We start from the raw sequence: 235 nt of genomic DNA, 5'->3' as shown, positions 1-235 counted from the left end.
ACCGGGCATCCATATCTACTTCCTCAGTCTAGCCGCACGGACCCTGAATCCCGGCTTTGGGCCGATCAGGCAGCGCGGAAATCGTTCAGGCCAGCAGCTCGAAGTGGACCTCGCGGTCGGCGATATCGGACGAGATCAGGCGGACCCGCACTTTGGTGCCGGATTCCAGGTCGCCGCCGCACCGGGCCGTCACGGCGGGTTCGGCGATCTGGATGAGCCCCGAGGGGCCGTTTCC

Annotated in this window: 1 protein-coding gene; it reads right to left on the bottom strand. The window is 66.0% G+C overall.

The window, feature by feature from the left end:
* Positions 1-85: 85 nt before the first annotated feature.
* Positions 86-235: hypothetical protein (locus AC3XQU_RS24955; RefSeq protein ID WP_489876772.1), on the bottom strand; the 150-nt coding region annotated here is incomplete at its 5' end.

Source organism: Telluria sp. AZSoR62, assembly GCF_058111565.1.
The sequence above is the reverse complement of the archived record's forward strand: the minus strand, read 5'-3'. Positions and strand labels throughout refer to the sequence as shown.